Origin of the sequence: Ochrobactrum sp. BTU1 (assembly GCA_018798825.1) — a bacterium.
Classification (GTDB): Bacteria; Pseudomonadota; Alphaproteobacteria; order Rhizobiales; family Rhizobiaceae; genus Brucella.
Window position 1 is genome coordinate 1,969,226 of the sequence record CP076354.1, and the last position, 18,913, is coordinate 1,988,138.

Sequence of the window (18,913 nt, forward strand, 5' to 3'; positions counted from 1 at the left end):
CACGGCAACTTGGCCTCGACTCTCGCCTCCGCCCTGCCCTTACCTGGCTTCTCAGCTGACGAAACCAAAAGCGTAAAGCAAAGGTCCGGCGGCAAGCAAAAATTCGATGACCGCAGCAACAATGTTGTAAAAAGTTGCGCTTTTATCCGACATCATTGAAATGAAGCGGCCGAAGAGCGCAAATCCCCATAGGGCACCCAGCACAACCCAGAGAAAAGGTTGTGCGAAGATGAGACAACCGAGCCCGACCCCAAGATAAGGACCGGCCAGAACAGCGCGGATGGAGCTATAAGCTTCCGGACGCGCGTTGATTGGTTGAAGACGCAGCAGCTTCATGGTGATGCCCGGCGCAAAAAGCATGATCAGTCCCGCTAGTGCCGTTACGACCGCAGCACTCCAGGCAAGCCACTCGCCGCTGGTCATGGGGAGATAAAATTCCATTGCGTTTCACCTCTTGGTTTCAAGCGCTATAGCGAAAAACCCGACGCGTTTCCATAGCTTTGGACGCTACAGGAAGCTCTGCGGATCAATATCCACCTGCACCCGGATAGAGCCGCGCTCTTTGGGTGCAGCTGCAAGAAGCGCACGGATAAACCCTTGAATATCCGCTCTTTTCGTTCCGTGAACCAGGATGCGGAACCGATGTCTGCCACGCACCAGTGCAAGCGGCGCTTCAGCTGGACCAAGCACCGAAACCTCGGAAGAATGAGGTGCTGCACGCCTTAACGCGCGCGCATGATTTTCAGCATCAGGCCGGTTGTCAGCGGATATAATCAGCGCGGCAAGTCGTCCGAATGGCGGCAGGGCACTTCGTTCGCGCTCTTCGATTTCCCGCGCATAAAACGCTTCCGAATCACCGCTGACGATAGCTCGCATCACCGGATGGTCAGGCTGATAGGTCTGAAGCAGACCAAGGCTCTTGCGGCCTGTTCGGCCTGCGCGGCCTGTCACCTGATTGAGCAGCTGGAAAGTGCGTTCGGCTGCACGCGGATCGCCATTGGCAAGCCCGAGATCGGCATCCACAACGCCCACCAGCGTCATGTTTGGGAAGTTATGCCCCTTGGCCACGAGCTGCGTGCCTATGACAATATCCGCCTCGCCCTTGGCAATGGCATCCAGTTCAAGCCGAAGGCGCTTAACGCCGCCCGCCATATCCGACGAAAGAACAATGATTCGCGCGTCCGGGAAGGTTGCAGCCACTTCCTCGGCAATGCGTTCAACACCCGGTCCACAAGCAACCAGATGGTCAAGCGTACCGCATTCCGGGCAAGCTTCCGGCACTGGTTCATGATAGCCGCACTGATGGCACATCAACTGCCCACGAAAACGGTGCTCAACCAGCCAGCTTGAACATTGCGGACACTGAAAACGATGACCACAAACACGGCAAAGCGTGAGCGGCGCGTAGCCCCGCCTGTTGAGAAACAGCAGCGCCTGTTCGCCGCGCTCGACAGTCTTACCCACAGCCTCGGTCAGGGCTGGCGACAAAAACCGTCCCGGCGGAGGCGGAGAGCGCCGCATATCAATAGTCTTCAGTGTCGGAAGTGCCGCTTCTGCATAGCGACCATAAAGCTTGATTCGCTTGTAGCGCCCCTGATCGGCATTCACCTGACTTTCGATAGAAGGCGTTGCCGATGCCAATATCACTGGAAAACCGCCAATATGGCCACGCACGACCGCCATATCGCGCGCATTATAGAAGACGCGGTCTTCCTGTTTGTAAGCCGGATCATGTTCTTCATCGACCACGATCAGGCCAAGCTCCTTGAACGGCAAAAACAATGCCGAACGAGCACCGGCGACCACACGCACGGTGCCCTCCGCAATCTGCCGCCAGACGCGCTCGCGTGTGCGCGGCGCAAGATCGGAGTGCCATTCGGCAGGCTTTGCCCCGAAGCGATCATGGAAGCGGTCGAGAAACTGTTGTGTCAGCGCGATTTCCGGCAAAAGAATCAGCACCTGCTTGCCCATCTCGAGCGCCTTGGCGACGGCCTCAAAATAGACTTCTGTCTTGCCTGAGCCGGTCACGCCATCAAGCAGCGAAACTGAGAAAGCGTCTTCCTCAACCGATTCGGCCAGCATTTCGGCAGCAGCTTGCTGATCCTCTGACAGAGTGGCCCGCGAATAATCCGTATCCGGCGTGGCAACAACAGCAGGCGGCGGAAGCATCACTTCCTCAAACACGCCCTGCGTTTTCAGACCATCCACAACTGTCAGCGAAACACCAGCGGCATGGGCCAGCCCTGAGCGGGTCCATGCCAAACCGTCGCGTGCCAGTTCCATCACCCGGGCGCGGGCATCCGTCATGCGCTCCGGCTCGTGACCATTGTAACGAAGCCCCGGTACTTTCGGCTCAGGATCGAAGGCTGCGGGCGCGCGAAGCACCATGCGCGCCACCATTCCAGGCGGTGAAAGCGTATAATCGGCGGCCCAGCGCATGAAACGCAGCATCTGAGCATCCACAGGCGGGCAATCGAAAACTTCAGAAATTGCACGCAGCTTCTTGGCGTCAACAGCATCGGTCGCGCCATCACAAACGATTCCCGCAACCTCGCGCGGTCCCAACGGCACGCGCACGATTGAACCGGGCTGGACATGCATTCCCTCCGGCACCATATAAGAATAAGGCCGCTCCGCGGGCATGGGTACAAGCACCGGCACCACACTCGGAGTGGGTTCCGCGAAAAGGCTCAAAATATCGTGCGAATCTTTCGACATGATTGCGTGACCTTGGCGTGGCTTTGCGCTAAAGAAAAGCCACCTTCCGGGAATTAAATGGATTTAGTTTCCCACAACACCCCGCGCTCATTATGGAGGAACGCTGTTATGAAGTTTTTCGTCGACACTGCGGACGTCAAGGAAATCCGCGAACTCAACGACCTCGGACTGGTCGATGGCGTGACCACCAACCCGTCGCTGATCCTCAAGTCTGGCCGCGATATTCTCGAAGTAACAAAAGAAATCTGCTCCTTCGTCAAGGGCCCGGTTTCGGCTGAAGTTGCTGGAACAGAATACGAGCAGATCATGAAGGAAGCTGCCGTCATTGCCAAGATCGCAGATAATATCTGCATCAAGCTGCCACTGACGCTCGATGGCCTCAAGGCTTGTAAGGCACTGACCTCCGATGGTCACAAGACCAACGTGACGCTCTGCTTCTCGGCCAATCAGGCTCTGCTCGCAGCAAAAGCAGGCGCGACCTTCGTATCGCCGTTCATCGGCCGCATCGATGACATGGGCGTCAACGGCATGGAACTGATTGCTGAAATCCGTACCATTTTCGACAACTACGATTTCCGCACTGAAATCCTCGCCGCTTCGGTTCGTACCGTAAACCACGTCAAGGAAGCAGCTCTCATCGGCGCCGACGTCGTTACCGCACCTCCGGCAACACTCAAGGCACTCGTCAAGCATCCGCTGACCGACAAGGGCCTCGAAACCTTCCTCGCCGACTGGGCGAAGACCGGCCAGAAAATTGCTTAATCAGTCTGCTGATTAGAATGTAAAACGGCGGATCATTGATCCGCCGTTTTTGTTTATTCAAGCTCAGTTTCGCCGTCATGCTTGGCAACATGGATCGGCCTGCTGCCGCAATATTCCGTAATGGCTTCCGCGAGCCGGGCCGAATGCGTGACCACCCATATCTGACTGCGCTCGGAAGCTCGCGCGATCATCTTCGCAAGCGATGGAATCATGTCAGGATGCAGGCTGGCCTCCGGCTCGTTCAGAGCAATCAAAGGCGGCAGCCGATAGGACAGAAGTGCGCCTGCAAGCGCGAGCAGACGTATCTGCCCGTCAGATAGCTCGCCCGGCCGAAATACGCGTGGCGGAAAGGCCGGAAAATTAAGGCCAAATGTTGCGGTTTCTTCCGGATACGGAATGACCAGCTTTGCACCTTCCAGCGCATCGGCAATCAGATGATCAAGATCGACCGTATCCTGACGGATATGGGCAAGCGTTGCAAAGACCGAAGCCAGATTGCTGCCGTCCTCATCGAGCATCGCAGCGGTTGCGGCAATTGATGGCTGACGCACCGGTGCATCGCGGTCGCTTCTGAAGCCATGATAGAAGCGCCAGCCGCGCATTTGCGCTGCGAGATCACCGATCTCCGGATAATGCCCTGACTGTCCCAAGACGGAGAGACCGCTCTCCGATGTTAAAAGGCGGCTCGGGTGCTCGGTTCGCCGCCCCTCCCCGTCACGCGCAAAAACTGCTGGCCCCTTTCGGTCCATCAGGTCGACCGGACGTCGCCCGGTGTCAAGATTGAGCTGCTCTTCCTTGATCTGCGGCTCAAACGGAAAAGCACCCGATACCGGCGGCGGAAGGCCTGCCTCAACCCGGTAAGACAGGCGCGAAGCGAGGCGTTCATCTTCAAACTCAGCCTCAAGGATGATTCGCGCCGGTTCATGTTTGCGTCGGGTGCCGCTCCACATGGCCGATTGCATACCGCCTTCGCGCACGATCTCGGTTGAGAATGTGCCTTCTGTAGCAGCTTTCACGAGCTGCAGGGCGCGATAGAGATTGGATTTTCCAGCGCCGTTTTCACCGACAAAGACCGTGACCTGCCCCAGATCAAACCGGACAGACCGAAGCGAGCGATAGCCTTTTGCCGAAAATGAAACGAGCCGCATGATTTCCTCAGCCTAGAGTGCATCCCGAAAAGTGCGAAGCGGTTTTCGGAACAAGATGCGCGCAAAAACGAAGAGATAGAGCATTTCCAATGATTCAATAAAAACCGGAAATGCTCTAGATAAACGAAAGGCGGCACAAGATGCGCCGCCTTTTCAAACTCAATCAAGCTGACGCGCTCAGAGCTTCGACATCTGCATTGCAAGTGCGAGATAGATCTGCTCGGCCAGTTCTTCGGCTGCACGCTTGGTCGCATCACGCTGCGCACGCAGGTTGGCGAATTCCTGACGCGGACGGTCGAAAGATGCGCCAGCGGTACGTGTGCCGGACACAAGAGGCTTGCCATCCTTGTCACGCAATACGTAGCTCGACGTAGCCTTCACGATACCAGCGGATGGACGGCCGGTACGGTCGGTCTGATCGCCGATATCGACACTCACGGCATTCAGCGTATTTGCGCTGAGACCAAGGCTGAGACGATAGCTCGGAGTCGCAGGTTCGCCAGCACCACCTCCCAAAAGGAAGATCAGGCGATTACGAACCTGTTGCTGGAACACATTGCCTGCCGGGTCGATGGCAATCGACGCAAGCTTGCTGCGCATATCGGGTGCAACACTGCCACCGATCGTGCCACCGGCACCACCTGACGAATAAAGCGGATGCACTGTACAGCCTGCAATCAGAACCGCTGCTCCAAGAGCAGCGATTGCGACACGAAAGGCCTTAAATGCTGAAATAAAGCGATCAGGCAACGACATTGACGATCCTTTGCGGAACCACGATGATCTTCTTCGGCGAGCCCCCTTCGAGCGCGGCCTTGACGAAGTCAAGTTCGAGCACCGCCTGCTGGATTGTAGCTTGATCAGCGTCGCGCGCGATTGTCAAATCCCCACGCTTCTTACCGTTGATCTGAACCGGCAGAACGATCTCGTTTTCCACGATCAGAGCCGCATCGAACTTCGGCCATGCTGCGCGGGCGACCAGTGTTTCCCGACCGGCAATCTTGCCACCCAGTTCAATTGCACATTGTTCAGCCAGATGGGGCATCATTGGTGCAAGCATCATAACCAGCATTTCGGTCGCTTCACGCAATGCAGCTTTCAGCTCGTCGTCAGCCTTATCGGCTGCAACCTGCTGCAGTGGCGCTGCAAGCGTGTTGACCAGCTCGTAAAGGCGGGCAACAGCTCGGTTGAAGGCGAGCTTTTCGATGTCGTCACCAACAGCCTGAACAGTCTTATGCGCAGCCTTTGATACGGTGAGCGCATCGCCCTGCGTGCCAGCCTTTGGCGCTATATCCTTCAAGCCAGCAGCGGCTTCCGAAACCAGACGCCAGACGCGCTGTACGAAACGATGCGCGCCTTCGGCACCGGCTTCCGTCCAGATGACGTCGCGTTCCGGCGGGCTGTCTGACAGCATGAACCAGCGCGCAGTATCGGCGCCGTAAGACGAGATAATGTCGTCAGGATCGACCACATTCTTCTTCGACTTCGACATTTTTTCAATCGAACCGATTTCGACCGGCGCTCCGCCTTCGATGAGCGTTGCGACGCGCTTGCCGTCAACGTCTTCGATGCGGATATCGGCAGGCGCAACCCACTGACCATCGGCCTTATAGGTTTCATGCACCACCATGCCCTGCGTAAACAGGCCCTTGAATGGCTCATCGATACCGACATGACCTGCCACTTTCATGGCGCGGGTAAAGAAGCGCGAATAGAGCAGATGCAGGATCGCGTGCTCAACACCACCGATATACTGATCGACAGGCAACCAGCGATCGGCAATCGCACGATCTGTCGGCTCGTTTTCCCACGGCGCGGTGAAGCGCGTGTAATACCAGGACGAATCGACGAACGTATCCATCGTGTCCGTTTCGCGACGAGCTTCGCCACCGCATTTCGGGCACTTCACATGACGCCAAGTCGCATGACGGTCGAGCGGATTGCCCGGGCGGTCAAACTCGACATCATCTGGCAGCTTGACTGGAAGATCGGCACGCGGCACCGGATTGACGCCACAGCTTTCGCAATGGATCATCGGGATCGGGCAGCCCCAGTAACGCTGACGCGAAATACCCCAGTCGCGCAGACGAAACTGAACTTTGCGTTCAGCCTGCGGGCGGCCATAGAGCTCGGTCTTTTCCAGACGCTCCGCCACTTCGGCAAAAGCTGCTTCAGGCGTCATGCCGTCGAGGAAGCGCGAATTGATCATCACCCCATCGTCGGTATAGGCCGTTTCGCCAACGGTGAAGCTCGCAGCGTCCTCGCCCTTTGGCAGAACAACCGGCGTCACTTTCAGCAAATATTTATTGGCAAAATCCAGATCGCGCTGATCATGTGCAGGGCAGCCGAAGACAGCGCCCGTGCCATATTCCATCAACACGAAATTGGCGACATAGAGCGGCAGTTCCCAATTCTCATCGAACGGGTGCTTGACCTTGATACCGGTGTCAAAGCCCTTCTTTTCAGCCTTTTCTAGCGCTTCAAGTGACGTACCGTGCTGATGGCATTCATCAATGAAACCAGTCAGCTCAGGATTGTTTTCTGCAAGAGTCTTCGCCACTGGATGATCCGGAGAGATCGCGACAAAAGACGCGCCGAACAGTGTGTCCGGACGGGTCGTATAAACCTTTATATCAGGAATGTCTCTCAGCTTTAATTCAATCTGCTTAAACAAAGTAGAGAATGCAAAACGAATTTCTAGGCCTTCCGACTTGCCGATCCAGTTCTTCTGCATGACGCGGACTTTTTCCGGCCACTGGTCAAGCGTGTCGAGACCAGCCAGCAGATCTTCGCTGAAATCGGTGATTTTGAAGAACCACTGTGTCAGCTCGCGCTGTTCGACCAGCGCACCAGAGCGCCAGCCGCGACCATCCACCACCTGCTCATTGGCAAGCACCGTGTTGTCGACCGGGTCCCAGTTGACCTTGGACGTCTTGCGCGTCACCAGACCTTTTTCAAACAGATCGATGAACAGCATCTGCTGACGATGGTAATATTCGACATCGCAGGTCGCAAACTCGCGCGACCAGTCAAGCGACAGGCCCATGGATTTCAGCTGACGCTTCATCGTGTCGATGTTCTGGTAGGTCCATTCCTTCGGATGCACCTTGTTCTGCATCGCCGCGTTTTCCGCAGGCATACCGAACGCATCCCAGCCCATCGGATGAAGCACGTTGAAACCCTTGGCGCGCTTGTAACGGGCAACAACGTCACCCATCGCATAGTTGCGCACATGGCCCATGTGAATGCGCCCTGATGGATAAGGGAACATTTCTAGGACGTAGTACTTCTCGCGGGGATCGCTGTTGTCGGTTTCGAAAGTCTGGTTTTCTTCCCAGATTTTCTGCCAATGAGCTTCCGCCACACGCGGATTATAACGTTCGGATGCCATGAGCGTATTTACTCGTACGAAGGTGATGCAATAAGGAGAGTCGATATTTAATGGCGACCTTCACCACGTATTGGCGAGAGCGTCAACCTTTTGCGGACTTAAAAGCCTGAAAGCGAGAATTCCATGTCAGATATTGGGTCAGATATTGGTGCGAACCTGAACACGGTCAAGACCGCGATTGCCAATGCAGAAAAAGAAGCGCTGCGCAAAAAGGGCTCCGTAACACTGGTGGCGGTTTCAAAAACCTTCGAAGCCGATGAAATTCGCCCGGCACTTGATCTCAGCCAGCGGGTCTTTGGTGAAAACCGTGTTCAGGAAGCTCAAGCCAAGTGGCCCGGCTTACGTGAAGCCTATTCGGGCATCGAGCTGCATCTGATCGGACCGCTGCAATCCAACAAGGCAGCAGACGCCGTGGCCCTCTTCGACGTCATCGAAACCGTCGACCGCGAAAAGATCGCCGCCGCCTTAGCCGCCGAGATCAAAAAGCAGGGCAAAAGCCCGAAGCTCTATGTGCAGGTCAATACAGGCCTTGAAGAACAAAAGGCTGGCATCCCGCCAAAAGAAGCAGTCAGCTTTGTCGAACGCTGCCGCACCGAACATGGCCTCTCAATCGAAGGCCTGATGTGCATCCCGCCTGCAGATGAAAATCCGGGGCCGCATTTTGCACTGCTTGAAAAGCTTGCCCGCGCCGCAGGCGTTGAAAAGCTCTCCATGGGCATGTCGGGTGATTATGAAACCGCTATCGGTTTCGGCGCAACTTCAGTGCGCGTGGGATCGGCTATTTTCGGCAGCAGAAGCTATTCGCCTTCTGCTTGACGCCGTGGAGGCTGCCGGTGCGCACGCACCTTCTCAATAAGTTTGGTGTAAATCCAGGCCAGAATGATTGCGACCACGCATCCGAGCGCTATCTCGATGAGCCGCGATAGTGCGAGCAGAAGCTCTTCATTGCGCGTTTGAGCAAAGCGTCCCGCATCCATCACAATCACCACGGTTGCGGGCGCCAGACGCCAATTGACCGGATAACGGTCGATCATCAGGATCACAAAGACGGTTAATGCTGCTCCAAACAGACTGGCAACCGGCGAATATCCCACGAGCCAGATCGTGATCATACCGATCATGCATCCCACTGCCGTATTGATGGCGCGTGCTTGCGAAAGCGCAAGCGTGGTGCGGACATCGGGATCGGAAATGACGAGAACGGTAATCACCGCCCATATCGGATGCTCAATCCCCGCCCATTGCAATCCAAACCAGCAGATCAGACAGCCAAGCAATGTCTTGGAGGCGTAGAGCAGCGCTTTTTCCGGGTGAGAAAGATGCACAAACGCCATTTGATGAGCCTTAATCCTCGCTGAAATCAGACCATGATGCCGATCATAGAGGAGCTTCGGTCAATGCAAAAGCATCTCTCCCTGCAAATGTTTCCAGTCAGACGGACCAAGCAGCTTGCAGTGAACATAGACCACTGAATGCAGCGGACCGTCGATCTTCTCCTTCCAGAACTCGATGAAGTGGTGCAGCACGGGGAAATCTGGCGCGATATCATAATCCTGCCAGACAAAGAGCTGCAGCAGATGCGGATGATCAGGCATGTGGTAGAAAAGCTTTGCCGTTGTCAGACCGTAACCGGCAAGCTGGAGCTCAAAAGCCGACTTCGCACCGAGGGCTGGCTTTGAATTAAAAGCGGATGTCGTCATAGCGATTTCCCCTTTTTATAGCGAGCCTATTGTGAACACTGAGAGGCTCCGACAATAATTATACTCGTCAAAAATAGTTTTTAAATAGTAAAAACAATATGTTAGCACCATATCGAGATGAGTGCTGCCACGTTGATCATATTTTTGTGCTGCGTCACTCTGGACCATAGTCGATCCCAATGTCTAATTTACGTTTAGCCAGACGGAATGTAGATGAGTCTGGCGATAGCTTCGCCCCGATGCGAGCTATCGATTACGGCGGGAGGATCGCCGTACAGCAAGGAGGATGACATGTCGGAAAAGCTTTACCCTGTTCTGCCGGGGGCAAAGAAGAACACGCTCATAGACAACGAGAAGTATCTCGAATGGTACAATGAGAGCGTGACCGACCCGGATGGATTCTGGGCCAAGCATGGCCGTCGCATCGACTGGTTCAAGCCGTTCACCAAGGTCAAGAACACTGATTTCAACGGCGATGTTTCGATCAAATGGTATGAAGACGGCGTCACCAACGTTTCCTACAACTGTATCGACCGTCATCTGAAAAGCCGTGGCGATAAGGTTGCGATCATCTGGGAAGGTGACAATCCTTATATCGACAAGAAGATCACCTATCGCGAGCTGCATGAAAATGTCTGCCGCCTTGCCAATGTGCTGAAGAAGCATGGCGTAAAGAAGGGTGATCGCGTCACCATCTATCTGCCGATGATCCCGGAAGCAGCTTACGCAATGCTCGCCTGCGCCCGTATTGGTGCGGTGCATTCCGTCGTCTTTGCTGGCTTCTCGCCGGAAGCGCTGGCTGGTCGTATCGTTGATTGTGAATCCACTTTTGTCATCACTGCGGATGAAGGCGTGCGCGGCGGCAGGCCGGTTCCACTGAAAGAAAACACCGATACCGCTATCGACATCGCTGCCAAGCAATATGTGATGGTCAACAAGGTCCTGACTGTGCGCCGTACCGGCGGCAAGGTCAGCTGGGGACCTGGCCGCGATCTCTGGTATCATCAGGAAGTCGCAAGCGTCGAACCGACCTGCGAACCGGAACCAATGAACGCGGAAGATCCGCTGTTCATCCTCTACACTTCCGGCTCCACCGGCAAGCCAAAGGGTGTGCTGCACACCACCGGCGGCTATCTTGTCTACGCTTCGATGACCCATCAATATGTCTTCGACTATCATGATGGCGACATCTACTGGTGTACCGCGGATGTGGGCTGGGTCACAGGCCATTCCTATATCGTCTATGGACCGCTGGCCAACGGCGCCACCACACTGATGTTTGAAGGTGTGCCGAACTTCCCCGATCAGGGTCGTTTCTGGGAAGTGGTGGACAAGCACCACGTCAACATCTTCTACACCGCACCAACGGCGATCCGCGCACTGATGGGCGCTGGCGACGAATTCGTCACCCGCTCATCGCGTTCAACGCTGCGCCTTCTCGGCTCGGTCGGCGAGCCGATCAACCCGGAAGCTTGGGAATGGTATTACAACGTGGTCGGCGATCAGCATTCGCCAATCGTTGATACATGGTGGCAGACGGAAACCGGCGGTATTCTGATCACGCCATTACCGGGCGCAACTGACCTCAAGCCAGGCTCTGCGACGCGCCCATTCTTTGGCGTGAAGCCGCAGCTGGTGGACAATGAAGGCGCGATTGTCGAAGGTGCCACCGACGGCAATCTCTGCATCATCGATAGCTGGCCGGGCCAGATGCGTACCCTTTACGGCGATCACAAACGCTTCATCGAAGCTTACTTCTCCACCTATAAGGGCAAGTATTTCACCGGCGACGGCTGCCGCCGTGATGAAGACGGTTACTACTGGATCACAGGCCGCGTCGATGACGTGCTCAATATTTCCGGCCATCGTCTTGGCACAGCGGAAATCGAGTCGGCACTCGTCTCGCATCACTCGGTTTCGGAAGCCGCGGTTGTCGGCTACCCGCACCCGATCAAGGGACAGGGCATCTATTGCTATGTCACACTGATGACCGGCGAAGCCGTGCAGGACGAAGACGCTCTGCGCAAAGAGCTGGTGAGCCATGTGCGTAAGGAAATCGGCCCGATTGCAACGCCGGACAAGATCCAGTTCTCGCCGGGCCTGCCAAAGACCCGCTCCGGCAAGATCATGCGCCGTATCCTGCGCAAGATCGCTGAAGACGAGTTCGGCTCACTGGGCGATACGTCGACACTCGCTGATCCGGGCGTCGTGGACGATCTGATCGAAAACCGCCAGAATAAGAAATAAAAACAGGCCGGGATTTCCCGGCCTTTTTCTTTATTAACGGAGCCTGTAAATGCGCCCTAGTTTGATGAGATTTTCGTTCCTGCATGCCGAAAATCGTGGTCTTCGAGAACCGGAGCGGAGTGTACTTTTGGGTACATGAGCACCGGAAGCGCAGAAGAACGCGATTTGCAGGCCGCAGAAACGGAAATATCCCAAACTTAGAAGTCGATGGTCCGCCCTTTAATCTCCCAGTCGCCAAAGCGCGCTGGATCTTTGCCGCCGCGACCGCCAATTTCACGCGGTAGCTTTTCGGCATTTTCACTCGCGCGGCGCTCTTCAGCTTCTTTCAGCGCGCGCTGGGCTGCCGGTGGCAAATCTTCAAACTTGCGCGGTTCGGCATTATCATCGTTGGCGGGTTCGTTGAACTTATCGGTCATCTGTTTGCGATCCGTTATTAGAGCCCATTATTGAAGATCAGGCATTTCATACCCATCATATAGTTAAACCTGACGGGGAAGCAAAACCCCGATTAAGTAAACTGTTGCTGAACCGGAGACCTATACGCATGAATATGACGAAAACTGCCATGCTGATTGCTCTCATGACAGTCATGTTCATGAGCATCGGCTATTTGCTGGGCGGCGGCGGCGGCATGATGATCGCGCTGGTGATCACTATTGCGATGAACCTGTTTGGCTACTGGAATTCCGACAAGATGGTGCTGCGCATGTACAATGCGCAGGAAGTCGATGAGCGTTCCGGCTCCGATTATTATCGCATGGTCAGGGGGCTTGCTGCCAATGCGGGCCTACCGATGCCAAAGGTTTATATTATCCACGAAGACCAGCCCAATGCCTTTGCAACGGGCCGAAACCCGGAAAATGCTGCTGTCGCAGCCACGACCGGCCTTCTCAATCGCCTGACACCGGAAGAAGTTGCGGGCGTGATGGCACATGAGCTGGCGCACGTTCAGAACCGCGATACGTTGACCATGACAATCGTGGCCACGCTTGCCGGTGCCATTTCCATGCTCGGCAATTTCGCATTTTTCCTCGGCGGAAACCGTGAAAACGGCAATGGGATTATCGGCGTCATCGGTACAATTCTTGCAATGATCGTGGCTCCTTTTGCGGCGATGATCGTGCAGATGGCGGTAAGCCGTACCCGTGAATATGCCGCCGACCGTCGCGGTGCTGAAATCTGCGGCAACCCGCTCTGGCTCTCATCCGCCCTTGGCAAGATCGCCCGCGGCGCTAAGTCTGTTGTCAATGAAGAAGCCGAGCACAACCCGGCAACCGCACATATGTTTATCATCAACCCGCTGAGCGGACGTGGTGCAGACAACCTGTTTTCGACACATCCGGACACCGACAATCGTATTCAGGCGCTGGAGCAGATGGCAGCTGAAATGGGCATTCGTTCGGCTGGAATGACGCAGCGCAACACAGCCCCTGCACAAAACAGTGGTCCTTGGGGACAAACTAGTGGTAATGCAGACAAAAATAACAGTGGTGGCTCCGGTTCCAATTCTGGCTACCGAGGCCCGTGGTCGTAGAAACGCATCCCAAGCGTTAGATAAAGTAGAACAGCGTGAACGATAAGAAACCTGCGCCAAAGCGTGGAAATAACAAGCCGCAGACACATGACTACGTCGCAGACCGTGCCGAACAGCAACGGCCCGGTCTTGCCGCACGTCTCACTGCGGCCCGCCTGCTTGGCGCAGTGATTGAAAAGAATACTTCGCTCGACGGTCTGACCGATAACAGCCATGGCCATCCACAGTATCTGGCACTTGAGCCACGCGACCGTTCGCTCGTTCGTGCTATTTTGGGCTCCGCACTGCGCAATCGCGGTAGCATTGATCGAGCAATCAACAAGCGTCTCGACCGCCCATTGCCAGAAAACGCGCATGCGCTCAAACACCTGTTGCATGTAGCCGTCGCGCAGATTTTCTATCTCAACCTGCCTGATCATTCAGCGGTTGATTTGGCCGTTGAAGCAGCGAATTATGACCCGCGTAATCGTAAATATGCAGGTCTGGTGAACGCTCTTCTGCGCCGTCTGTCGCGCAACAAAGAGCGTGCACTCGAGCACACATTGCAGCCCGAAAAAAATGTGCCGGAATGGTTTTCAAGAAGCCTTACCGATTCCTATGGCCCGAAAAAAACCGAAGCTATTTTGACCATGCATGGTTACGAGCCACCAATCGATTTCACCGTTAAGGGTGATCCGAAGGAATGGGCAGAGAAACTCGGCGGTGTAGCCTTGCCTAACGGTTCTGTCCGTCTTGAGACGGTTGCGGGCAACCTCACCGACCTGCCCGGTTTTGCCGAGGGTGATTGGTGGGTACAGGATGCCGCCGCAAGCCTGCCAGCGCGCCTGATGGGCGACATCAAGGGTAAACGCGTGGCTGATCTTTGTGCAGCCCCCGGCGGCAAGACAGCACAGCTTGTGCTTCAAGGCGCTGATGTGACAGCGCTTGATATGTCCGAAAACCGCCTCAAGCGCCTTGACGGCAATCTGGAACGTTTGGGCCTTAAAGCCCGCACGGTTGCTAGCAATATGATGGATTTTAAGCCGGATACATTGTTTGATGCCGTGCTACTGGACGCGCCCTGCTCATCCACCGGCACCGTGCGCCGTCACCCGGATGTACCATGGACCAAGACACCACAGGATATTAAGAAGCTTGCGACCCTTCAGGCCAAAATGCTTGATAAGGCCATCACGCTTGTGAAACCCGGCGGCACAGTATTGTTCTCCAATTGCTCTCTGCATCCGCAGGAGGGAGAGGACATGGCCCGTAATGCGCTCAAAAATCCGGCCATTGAAGCCTATCCGATTACGCTTGAAGAATGCCCCGGCCTTGAAGGTTTGATCACCAAAGAAGGCTTCCTGCGGTCGACCCCTGCCGATCTGCCCGCTGAAAATTTTGATGGCAATCCGAATATGGCAGGCATGGACGGCTTTTTCGCCGCTCGTTTCAGACGTAAGGCCTAAAGCATGTCGCGGAAAAGTGGGAACCGCCTTCGCGGGGAAATTAGTCCACTGGACTAATTTCTGATCCCGCTTCGATCCGATAACGACATGCGTACAAACAATGACTTAAAGCGCATCTCTTGAATACGAAAAATTGCGACGCGCTTTAATCAGTTAGCAACTGCTGATTAAAATCGATGAATTTGGCATAATGGGTGCCCTGCGCCCATTATGGTTAACACTCGATTCACCATTATCGACGATTCTAAGAATGCATGATTCCGAAATCTGGAAACCAGCATTTCGATACATCATGCCATGAAAGGACGGACCTGCCTTTATCGGGTCCATTGCGAATGAATTTTAATACGGAGAACGAGAGGGTGGCAGTCGCGTTGAGCGAAACCCCGCATCTTTGGGGACTGGCCGTTGCACAGGCTTGGCGCAGGTTCAGCCGCCGTCTGCGCATGGGTCCGCTTTTTCGCTGGCGTTTCACCGGCTTCACACCCGAGCGCATCCTCATCGCACCTCCTGATCTTCGCGTTGCCGACCCGCAGCTGGCGCAGGAGTTCTATCACGGCCGTTTCGCACTGGCCGGTCGCCTCGTCGAAACCGGCGGCATGTCGCCCTTTGCAGTAGAGCCGCCTAGTCCTGAATGGGAAGCAGCCCTTCAGGGCTTTGGCTGGCTGCGTCACTTGAAAAGCGCCAATAGCGAGCTTGCCACCGCCAATGCGCGTGCGCTCGTTGATGACTGGATGCGCCTTTATGGCAAACGCATCGGTGGCCTTGCCTGGTCGCCGGAAGTAACGGCGCAGCGCATCATCGCCTGGCTGCAGCATTCCAACCTCATTCTCTCTGGCGCAGAGCTGCCTGCCTACCGCAAATTCATGCGTTCGCTTGCCATGCAGGTGCGTTACCTCCGCACGGTCGCCTCCGCCATGGATGACGGCGAAGAACGTCTGCGTGCGCGCATTGCGCTTGCCTTTGCAGCACTCGCCTTGCCGGTTTCGCCGCCGACCGCGCGCGCCGCCCGTCGCAATCTCGAATATGAGCTGAAGCGCCAGATCCTGCCTGATGGCGGACATATCTCGCGCAACCCGGTTACGATCCTTGAACTGCTGGCCGATCTTCTGCCGCTGCGTCAGACCTATGCCAATGGCACGGAATCCCCGCCCAAGGCATTGATCGAAGCTGTCGAGCGCATGTTGCCGGCACTGCGTTTCTTCCGGCATCAGGATGGCAGCCTAGCGCTTTTCAATGGTGTTGGACCAACACTGTCCGAGCGCATCATTTCTGTTTTGCGTCACGATGAAACCGCAGGTTCACCGCTGACCCACGCGCCTTATTCGGGCTATGAACGCCTGTCGATGGGTGCGACGACCATTATCGCCGATACCGGCCTTCCGCCGCCTGTAACGGCATCGCGTGATGCCCATGCGGGCTGTCTCGCCTTTGAAATGTCTTCGGGCCGTCAGCGCTATATCGTCAATTCCGGTGTCGACCGTTACGGCCCACCGGAATTTCGCCCGTTGGGTCGCTCGACGGCTGCGCACTCGACTGCCACCATCAATGACACATCATCCTGCCGTTTCAGCCTGAATGCAGGCCTCTCCAACATGATCGGCACGCCGATTATTGCAGGCCCGACAAAAGTTCAGCGCGACCGCGTGGAAGACCTTGGACGTCAAGGCTTTGTCGCAAGCCATGATGGCTACGCCCGCCTTTTCGGTATTTACCATGAGCGCCGCGTTGTACTCTCGCATAATGGTAGCGTCATTCAGGGTGCCGACCGTTTCTATCGTGGCGATGCCAAGGCTTTGAAAGCCAATGGTCGCGACAATGTCGCGGTGCGGTTTCATATCCACCCATCGGTGGATATCTCGTTTGATGAAAACGGCCTGATTATTCTCAGTGCCCCGCATGACGACACATGGGCCTTTTCCTGTTTTGAAGTTGCTCCGCAATTGGAAGACAGCATCTTCTTTGCCGGCTTCCGCGGACCTGTGACATCAAAGCAGATCGTCCTCTCGTTCCCGGCTTCTGAACTGCCGGAAGTGAACTGGCAATTCAGCCGCGTTGCGATTGGAAGTTACGCCTAATCAACAAAGCCCCGATTGCTGGCTTTTAGGGTATGATTCGTGTCTCAGCTGTGCTAACTCGCCATCGTCCCACCCTTCCTGAACGCAAAACGCTTCAGCAACGAAGAGACCGTTTCCTATGGCTGTCAGCTCCAAGCATATTCCCGCTCCCGATCTTCATCGGGTGCGCCGCGCCCTCCTTTCCGTGTCCGACAAGACCGGCCTCATCGATTTCGCCAAGGCACTTCATGCCCATGGCGTTGAAATCCTCTCGACCGGCGGTACCGCCAAGTCGATTGCCGCAGAAGGCATTCCTGTAAAGGACGTTTCGGAAGTCACCGGCTTCCCGGAAATCATGGACGGACGCGTAAAGACGCTGCACCCATCGGTTCACGGCGGCTTGCTTGCAGTGCGCAACGACCCTGAACATGTTGCTGCAATGGAAGCCCACGGCATTGGCGGCATCGATTTGGCCGTCATCAATCTCTACCCATTTGAAGAAGTCCGCTTCAAGGGCGGCGACTACGACACCACTGTTGAAAATATTGATATTGGTGGCCCGGCCATGATCCGCGCTTCGGCAAAGAACCATGCCTATGTCGCAACCGTTGTCGATCCAGCCGACTATGCAGACGTTGTAGCCGAGTTCGAAAAGAACGAAGGCTCGCTGCCGATTTCTTTCCGCAAGAAGCTCGCAGCCAAGGCGTTCTCACGTACTGCCGCTTATGATGCAGCCATTTCAAACTGGTTTGCCGAAGCAATCAGTGAGGAAACCCCGACCTATCGCTCGGTTGCGGGCAAGCTGCATTCTGTCATGCGCTATGGTGAAAACCCGCATCAGACTGCAGGCTTTTATCTGACCGGCGAACAGCGTCCTGGTGTGGCCACAGCAACCCAGCTTCAGGGCAAGCAGCTTTCCTATAACAATATCAACGACACCGATGCAGCTTTTGAGCTCGTAGCCGAGTTTGACCCAGCCCGCACCGCAGCCGTTGCCATCATCAAGCACGCCAATCCTTGCGGCGTCGCCGAAGCTGCAACCATCACCGAAGCCTATCTCAAGGCGCTCGCCTGCGATCCTGTTTCGGCTTTTGGCGGTATTGTCGCGCTCAACAAGACACTTGATGAAGCCGCAGCTGAAGAAATTGTCAAAATCTTCACCGAAGTCATCATCGCGCCAGACGCCACTGAAGGCGCACAGGCCATCGTTGCAGCCAAGAAAAACCTGCGTCTGCTGGTAACGGGCGGTCTGCCTGATCCGCGCGCCAAGGGCATTGCAGCGAAAACCGTTGCAGGCGGCCTGCTGGTTCAGTCGCGCGACAACGGTGTTGTCGATGATCTTGACCTTAAAGTTGTCACCAAGCGGAGCCCAAGCGAAGCCGAACTCAACGATATGAAGTTCGCTTTCCGCGTTGGTAAGCATGTGAAGTCGAACGCAATCGTCTACGTCAAGGATGGCGCAACGGTTGGCATCGGTGCAGGCCAGATGAGCCGCGTGGACTCGGCCCGTATCGCAGCGCGTAAGGCAGAAGATGCAGCAGAAGCTGCCGGTATTGCCGAGCCGCTGACCAAGGGCTGTGTTGTAGCGTCCGACGCGTTCTTCCCGTTTGCTGACGGCCTGCTGTCCGCTGTTCAGGCAGGCGCCACGGCGGTTATCCAGCCGGGCGGCTCGATGCGTGACGATGAAGTCATTGCTGCAGCTGACGAGCATGGCATTGCCATGGTGATGACCGGAATGCGTCACTTCCGTCACTAGAGCGCCGTGCGCCCTTCCGGGCGCACAAAGGTCGCTCTAATACTTTTTATTTACAGCATAATCTTATCGATCCTCGTTTCATTCCGGTCGGATTATGTTCTAATACAGCTATCTATATTGAACCCAAAAGCCCCGACAACACTATGTTGCCGGGG

Annotated in this window: 15 protein-coding genes; 7 read left to right on the top strand and 8 right to left on the bottom strand. The window is 55.6% G+C overall.

Annotated elements, in window-relative coordinates; all coding sequences use genetic code 11:
* Positions 1–51: 51 nt before the first annotated feature.
* The gene (locus tag KMS41_09550) at positions 52–441 is read right to left on the bottom strand and encodes a DUF4345 family protein (protein ID QWK77327.1); all 390 of its coding nucleotides are present in this window, start codon (positions 439–441) and stop codon (positions 52–54) included.
* Between the two features lie 66 nt (positions 442–507).
* Positions 508–2,718, bottom strand: coding sequence for a primosomal protein N' (locus KMS41_09555; protein ID QWK77328.1), 2,211 nt, complete (start codon positions 2,716–2,718; stop codon positions 508–510).
* 108 nt (positions 2,719–2,826) lie between these two features.
* On the opposite strand from KMS41_09555, the gene fsa reads away from it, so the two are divergent.
* On the top strand, positions 2,827–3,480 hold the full coding sequence (fsa, locus tag KMS41_09560; GenBank protein QWK77329.1) for a fructose-6-phosphate aldolase: 654 nt from the start codon (positions 2,827–2,829) through the stop codon (positions 3,478–3,480).
* A gap of 53 nt (positions 3,481–3,533) precedes the next feature.
* Here the strand turns inward: fsa and KMS41_09565 are convergent, their stop codons facing one another.
* The 3 genes from KMS41_09565 to leuS form a co-directional block, all read right to left on the bottom strand.
* Positions 3,534–4,628 carry an AAA family ATPase gene (locus KMS41_09565; GenBank protein ID QWK77330.1) on the bottom strand — a complete coding sequence of 365 codons (1,095 nt, stop codon included), beginning with the start codon at positions 4,626–4,628 and terminating at the stop codon, positions 3,534–3,536.
* A 177-nt stretch (positions 4,629–4,805) separates the two neighbouring features.
* Positions 4,806–5,384 carry a hypothetical protein gene (locus tag KMS41_09570; GenBank protein QWK77331.1) on the bottom strand — a complete coding sequence of 193 codons (579 nt, stop codon included), beginning with the start codon at positions 5,382–5,384 and terminating at the stop codon, positions 4,806–4,808.
* Positions 5,371–8,019 (bottom strand): leucine--tRNA ligase, encoded by a 2,649-nt coding sequence (gene leuS / locus KMS41_09575; protein ID QWK77332.1) that lies wholly within the window; start codon positions 8,017–8,019, stop codon positions 5,371–5,373. Before leuS ends, KMS41_09570 begins: the two co-directional genes overlap by 14 nt.
* Positions 8,020–8,142: 123 nt before the next feature.
* On the opposite strand from leuS, the gene KMS41_09580 reads away from it, so the two are divergent.
* Positions 8,143–8,835, top strand: coding sequence for a YggS family pyridoxal phosphate-dependent enzyme (locus KMS41_09580; GenBank protein QWK77333.1), 693 nt, complete (start codon positions 8,143–8,145; stop codon positions 8,833–8,835).
* On the opposite strand, the gene KMS41_09585 is transcribed toward KMS41_09580, so the two are convergent.
* On the bottom strand, positions 8,817–9,353 hold the full coding sequence (locus tag KMS41_09585) for an FUSC family protein (GenBank protein QWK77334.1): 537 nt from the start codon (positions 9,351–9,353) through the stop codon (positions 8,817–8,819). The two genes, KMS41_09580 and KMS41_09585, sit on opposite strands and share 19 nt — an antisense overlap.
* A gap of 60 nt (positions 9,354–9,413) precedes the next feature.
* Entirely contained in the window at positions 9,414–9,719 is a 306-nt protein-coding gene (locus tag KMS41_09590; protein QWK77335.1) for a Usg family protein, read from the bottom strand.
* A gap of 291 nt (positions 9,720–10,010) precedes the next feature.
* On the opposite strand from KMS41_09590, the gene acs reads away from it, so the two are divergent.
* A complete protein-coding gene (gene acs, locus KMS41_09595; protein QWK77336.1) occupies positions 10,011–11,966 on the top strand; it encodes an acetate--CoA ligase in 1,956 nt (651 codons plus the stop codon).
* 197 nt (positions 11,967–12,163) lie between these two features.
* On the opposite strand, the gene KMS41_09600 is transcribed toward acs, so the two are convergent.
* On the bottom strand, positions 12,164–12,382 hold the full coding sequence (locus tag KMS41_09600) for a DUF1674 domain-containing protein (GenBank protein QWK77337.1): 219 nt from the start codon (positions 12,380–12,382) through the stop codon (positions 12,164–12,166).
* Positions 12,383–12,510: 128 nt separating this feature from the next.
* On the opposite strand from KMS41_09600, the gene htpX reads away from it, so the two are divergent.
* The 4 genes from htpX to purH all read left to right on the top strand — a co-directional run bounded on the left by htpX (position 12,511) and on the right by purH (position 18,758).
* Positions 12,511–13,500 carry a zinc metalloprotease HtpX gene (gene htpX, locus KMS41_09605; GenBank protein ID QWK77338.1) on the top strand — a complete coding sequence of 330 codons (990 nt, stop codon included), beginning with the start codon at positions 12,511–12,513 and terminating at the stop codon, positions 13,498–13,500.
* A gap of 35 nt (positions 13,501–13,535) precedes the next feature.
* Positions 13,536–14,945 carry a methyltransferase domain-containing protein gene (locus tag KMS41_09610; protein ID QWK77339.1) on the top strand — a complete coding sequence of 470 codons (1,410 nt, stop codon included), beginning with the start codon at positions 13,536–13,538 and terminating at the stop codon, positions 14,943–14,945.
* A gap of 335 nt (positions 14,946–15,280) precedes the next feature.
* Positions 15,281–17,023 (top strand): heparinase II/III family protein, encoded by a 1,743-nt coding sequence (locus tag KMS41_09615; protein QWK77340.1) that lies wholly within the window; start codon positions 15,281–15,283, stop codon positions 17,021–17,023.
* Between the two features lie 118 nt (positions 17,024–17,141).
* Positions 17,142–18,758 (top strand): bifunctional phosphoribosylaminoimidazolecarboxamide formyltransferase/IMP cyclohydrolase, encoded by a 1,617-nt coding sequence (purH, locus tag KMS41_09620; GenBank protein QWK77341.1) that lies wholly within the window; start codon positions 17,142–17,144, stop codon positions 18,756–18,758.
* Positions 18,759–18,913: the final 155 nt, after the last annotated feature.

Excerpts from the sequence above, each read along its gene's own strand:
- KMS41_09550 (QWK77327.1), bottom strand. The coding sequence starts at position 441 with ATGGAATTTTATCTCCCCATGACCAGCGGCGAGTGGCTTGCCTGGAGT.
- KMS41_09555 (QWK77328.1), bottom strand. The coding sequence starts at position 2,718 with ATGTCGAAAGATTCGCACGATATTTTGAGCCTTTTCGCGGAACCCACT.
- fsa (QWK77329.1), top strand. The coding sequence starts at position 2,827 with ATGAAGTTTTTCGTCGACACTGCGGACGTCAAGGAAATCCGCGAACTC.
- KMS41_09565 (QWK77330.1), bottom strand. The coding sequence starts at position 4,628 with ATGCGGCTCGTTTCATTTTCGGCAAAAGGCTATCGCTCGCTTCGGTCT.
- KMS41_09570 (QWK77331.1), bottom strand. The coding sequence starts at position 5,384 with ATGTCGTTGCCTGATCGCTTTATTTCAGCATTTAAGGCCTTTCGTGTC.
- leuS (QWK77332.1), bottom strand. The coding sequence starts at position 8,019 with ATGGCATCCGAACGTTATAATCCGCGTGTGGCGGAAGCTCATTGGCAG.
- KMS41_09580 (QWK77333.1), top strand. The coding sequence starts at position 8,143 with ATGTCAGATATTGGGTCAGATATTGGTGCGAACCTGAACACGGTCAAG.
- KMS41_09585 (QWK77334.1), bottom strand. The coding sequence starts at position 9,353 with ATGGCGTTTGTGCATCTTTCTCACCCGGAAAAAGCGCTGCTCTACGCC.
- KMS41_09590 (QWK77335.1), bottom strand. The coding sequence starts at position 9,719 with ATGACGACATCCGCTTTTAATTCAAAGCCAGCCCTCGGTGCGAAGTCG.
- acs (QWK77336.1), top strand. The coding sequence starts at position 10,011 with ATGTCGGAAAAGCTTTACCCTGTTCTGCCGGGGGCAAAGAAGAACACG.
- KMS41_09600 (QWK77337.1), bottom strand. The coding sequence starts at position 12,382 with ATGACCGATAAGTTCAACGAACCCGCCAACGATGATAATGCCGAACCG.
- htpX (QWK77338.1), top strand. The coding sequence starts at position 12,511 with ATGAATATGACGAAAACTGCCATGCTGATTGCTCTCATGACAGTCATG.
- KMS41_09615 (QWK77340.1), top strand. The coding sequence starts at position 15,281 with ATGAATTTTAATACGGAGAACGAGAGGGTGGCAGTCGCGTTGAGCGAA.
- purH (QWK77341.1), top strand. The coding sequence starts at position 17,142 with ATGGCTGTCAGCTCCAAGCATATTCCCGCTCCCGATCTTCATCGGGTG.